Source organism: Inquilinus sp. (genome assembly GCF_057815775.1).
This window is the reverse complement of record NZ_JBYRFX010000018.1, coordinates 1-3,937: the sequence shown is the minus strand read 5'-3', so window position 1 is coordinate 3,937 and position 3,937 is coordinate 1. Positions and strand designations below refer to the sequence as shown.

The window sequence follows — 3,937 nt, the reverse complement described above, 5'->3', positions numbered from 1 at the left end:
TTGCCCTGGCCGGCACCGCCCGGGCCGAGACGCCGGTGCTGAAGGTCTACACCTATGAATCCTTCACCGCCGACTGGGGCCCCGGCCCGCAGATCAAGAAGGCGTTCGAGGCCGAATGCGGCTGCGTCCTGGAATTCACCTCGGTCGAGGACGGCGTCGCCCTGCTGTCGCGGCTGAAGCTGGAGGGCAAGGTCAGCGAGGCGGATGTGGTGTTGGGCCTCGACACCAACCTGACCGCCGAGGCGGCGGCGACCGGCCTGTTCGCGCCGCATGCCGGCAAGCTCGACGGGCTGTCGCTGCCGATCGCCTGGACCGACCCGATCTTCGTGCCCTACGACTGGAGCTACTTCGCCTTCGTCTACGACAAGACCAAGGTGCCGAACCCGCCGAAGAGCCTGCGCGACCTGGTCGAGAACAGCGACCTGGAGCTGACCATCCAGGACCCGCGCACCAGCACCCCGGGCCTCGGCCTGCTGCTGTGGGTTAAGGAGGTCTATGGCGACAAGGCGCCGGAGGCCTGGGCCAAGCTGAAGCCGCGCATTCTCACCGTCACCCCGGGCTGGAGCGAGAGCTACGGCCTGTTCCGCAAGGGCGAGGTGCCGATGACGCTGAGCTACCTGACCTCGCCGCCCTATCACGTGATGGAAGAGAACGACAACAATGTCGGCGCTGCGGTGTTCAGCGAGGGCAACTACCTGCAGGTCGAGGTCGCGGGCAAGCTGGCCTCGTCCAAGCACCCCGAGCTGGCCGACAAGTTCCTGGCCTTCATGCTGACCGCCGGCTTCCAGGACACGCTGCCGACCACCCAATGGATGTACCCGGCGGTGACGCCGAAGGCCGGGCTGCCGGATGCCTACAAAGCGCTGGCGACCCCGCCCAAGGCACTGCTCTACACGCCCGAGGAGGTCGCGGCCCAGCGCGCCGGCTGGATCGCCGAATGGCTGCAGGCGATGAGCAAGTAGCCGGGTCAGCCCCGACCATGATGGGGGCCCGCCCCATCCCGTCCCTCCCCGGCCTGATCGCCCTGGCCGCCATCCTGGCGCTGATCGGCACGGCGGCAACCGGGCTGGTGCGGGCGGCGTCGGATCTCGACCTGCTCTCGGTCTGGGCCGACCCCTATCTGTGGTCCCTGCTGCGCTTCACCGTGCTGCAGGCCGGGCTGTCCGCCGCGATCAGCATCGCCGTCGCCATCCCGGTCGCCCGTGCCCTGTCGCGCCGGCGGTTCCGCGGCCGGACACTGCTGCTGCGCCTGTTCGGCCTGCCGATGATCGTGCCGGCGGTGGCCGGCGCCTTCGGCATCCTGGCGGTGTTCGGCCGCTCCGGCCTGCTGGCCGATATCTTCGCCGCCGTGGGCCAGCCGATTCGGCCCAATGTCTACGGGCTGACCGGCATCCTGCTGGCGCATGTGTTCTTCAACATGCCCTTCGCCGTGCGCGTGCTGCTGGCCGCCTGGGGCACCATCCCGGCCGAAAGCTGGCGCCTGGCGGCAATGCTGGGGCTGCGTGGCCGCGACCTGTTCCGGCTGGTGGAATGGCCGGTGCTGCGGCGCCAGCTGCCGGGGCTGGCGGCGCTGATCTTCCTGCTGTGCTTAACCAGCTTCGCCGTGATCCTGACCCTGGGCGGCGGCCCGGCCGCCGCCACCATCGAGATCGCGATCTTCCAGTCGCTGCGCTTCGACTTCGCGCCGGGCCGGGCCGTGGCCCTGTCGCTGCTGCAGGTCGCATTCTGCGCCGTGCTGGTATCGGCGGCGATGCGGATGACCGGCCGGGTGGCCGACGAAGGCGGCCTCGGCCGGCCGGTGCTGCGCACCGACGGCAACAGCCGCGCCGCCCGAGCGATCGATGCCGTCGCGATCGCGCTGGCCGCCGGCTTCGTGCTGATGCCGCTGGTTGCCATCCTGGTCGAAGGCCTGGCCGGGATCGGCAAGCCGATCCTGACCAGCGCCGCCCTGTGGCGCGCCGCCGGCCGCAGCCTGGCCGTGGCGCTGGGCGCCGGCATCCTGGCCCTGGTCCTTGGCTGGGCCCTGGCACACAGCATCGCCGTGCTGCGCGTCGGCCGCCGCCGGCGGCGGCTGGCCCGATTGTTCGAGCTGAGCGGCACGGTGGTGCTGGTGGTCCCGCCGCTGGCGCTGGGCGCCGGCCTGTTCGTCATGCTGCTGGGCACCGCCGACCTGCGGCGCTGGGCGCTGGTGATTATCGCCGTGATCAATGCGCTGATGGCCCTGCCCTTCGTGCTGCGCCTGCTGGTCGGCGCGGCCGAGCTGGCGCAGCACCGCCACGGCCGGCTGGCCGACAGCCTTGGCCTGTCCGGCTGGGCCCGGCTGCGGCTGGTGGAATGGCCGCTGCTGCGACGGCCGGCCGGCTTCGCCCTGGCGCTGGCCAGCGGCCTGGCCTTCGGCGACCTCGGCGTCGCCGCCCTGTTCGGCAGCGAGGGCAACGAGACGCTGCCGGTCCTGTTGTCCCAGCTGCTGGGCGCCTACCGGCTGCAGGAGGCGTCGACCGTCGTGCTGCTGCTGGTGCTGCTGGGCCTCGTGCTGTTCGCCCTCATCGAAAGGATCATCGGCGGCCATGAACGCGCCTGACGACAACGCCGTCGAGATCGAGGACCTAGTCTATCGCTACGAGGCGATGGAAATGCGCTTCAGCCTGGCGGTGGCGGCCGGCGCCTTCGTCATCCTGTTCGGGCCCAGCGGTGCGGGCAAGAGCACGCTCTTGAACCTGATCGCCGGCTTCGAGGCACCGCTGTCCGGACGCTTGCGCCTGCTCGGCCGCGACGTGCTCGGCGCCCCGCCGGCCGCCCGGCCGGTGACGACCCTGTTCCAGGACCACAACCTGTTCCCGCATCTGACTGCGGCACAAAACGTGGCGCTGGGGCTGCATCCCGGGCGGCTTGATGCGGCCGAGACGGCGCGGGTGGCGGAGGCGCTGGCCCATGTCGGCCTGGCCGGGCTGGAGGCGCGGCGGCCGGCGCAGCTGTCCGGCGGCGAACGCCAGCGCGTCGCCCTGGCCCGCAGCCTGGTGCGCGACCGGCCGATCCTGCTGCTGGACGAACCCTTCGCCGCACTCGGCCCGGCCCAGCGGCGCGAAATGGTCGCGCTGGTCGACCGGCTGCGGCAGGAGCGCGGGCTGACCGTGCTGATGGTCAGCCACCAGCTCGACGCCCTGCCCGGCATCGCCGCCCAGGCCGCCTTCGTCGCGGATGGGCGGATCGCCGCCACCGGCCCGGCAACGGAACTGCTGACCCGGCCGCCGCTGCCGGAGATCGCCGATTACCTCGGCTCCGCCGTCACCCTGCAGGCCAGCGTCGGCTAGCTGCGCCGGGGCCGGCGGATGGCCCGCACCGTCCCGCTGGTGCTGCCGCCGCAGAAGAACCGGTCGCCACCGTCGGATTCGAGCCCCGACACCGACATTCCGGCGGGCATATCGACCTGCTCCAGCGTCTTCCCGGTCCGGGGGTCGATCCGCCTGACGTCACTCTCGCCACCTTCCCAGGTGCCATGCCAGAGCTCGCCATCGACCCAGGTGACCCCGGTGACGAAGCGGCTGGATTCGATGGTGCGCAGGATCGCCCCGGTCTCGGGATCGACCTGGTGGATCTTCCGCTCGCGATACTGCCCCACCCACAGCGTTCCTTCGGCCCAGGCCATCCCCGAGTCAGCGCCGCCGCCCGGCGCCGGGATGGTGGCGAGCACGCGGCCGGTCTCCGGGTCGATCTTCTGGATGCGATCCTCGGCGATCTGGAACAGGTGCCGGCCGTCGAAGGCGGTCCCGGCATGGGCGGCGACATCGATCGACCGCACCGTCTGCCCGCTGGCCGGATCGAGAGCCTTCAGCGTGTCTCCGGCGGCGAACCAGACGTTCTTGCCGTCATAACTGACGCCATGCACCTCATCGACGCCGGGGAAGGGTCCGTATTCCTGGAGAATTTCGGCTGCTGA

At 71.2% G+C, this 3,937-nt stretch carries 4 protein-coding genes; 3 read left to right on the top strand and 1 reads right to left on the bottom strand.

Annotation, left to right across the window (positions count from 1 at the left end; translation table 11 throughout):
* From thiB to thiQ, 3 genes are all read left to right on the top strand, one after another.
* Window positions 1–962: thiamine ABC transporter substrate binding subunit (thiB, locus tag AC3XYG_RS00775; protein WP_489137906.1), on the top strand; the 962-nt coding region annotated here is incomplete at its 5' end.
* Complete coding sequence (thiP, locus tag AC3XYG_RS00770) at window positions 938–2,581, top strand: thiamine/thiamine pyrophosphate ABC transporter permease (protein ID WP_489137905.1); 1,644 nt, start codon at window positions 938–940, stop codon at window positions 2,579–2,581. The genes thiB and thiP, both read left to right, overlap by 25 nt.
* Window positions 2,568–3,311: a thiamine ABC transporter ATP-binding protein gene (gene thiQ, locus AC3XYG_RS00765; protein ID WP_489137904.1), complete on the top strand. Its 744-nt coding sequence runs from the start codon at window positions 2,568–2,570 to the stop codon at window positions 3,309–3,311. The genes thiP and thiQ overlap by 14 nt, the downstream gene beginning before the upstream one ends.
* Here thiQ and AC3XYG_RS00760 read toward each other — a convergent pair.
* The coding region (locus AC3XYG_RS00760; protein WP_489137903.1) for a Vgb family protein at window positions 3,308–3,937 on the bottom strand (630 nt) is incomplete at its 5' end. The two genes, thiQ and AC3XYG_RS00760, sit on opposite strands and share 4 nt — an antisense overlap.

Coding starts and splice junctions, on each gene's coding strand:
- thiP (WP_489137905.1), top strand. CDS start 938: ATGGCTGCAGGCGATGAGCAAGTAGCCGGGTCAGCCCCGACCATGATG.
- thiQ (WP_489137904.1), top strand. CDS start 2,568: ATGAACGCGCCTGACGACAACGCCGTCGAGATCGAGGACCTAGTCTAT.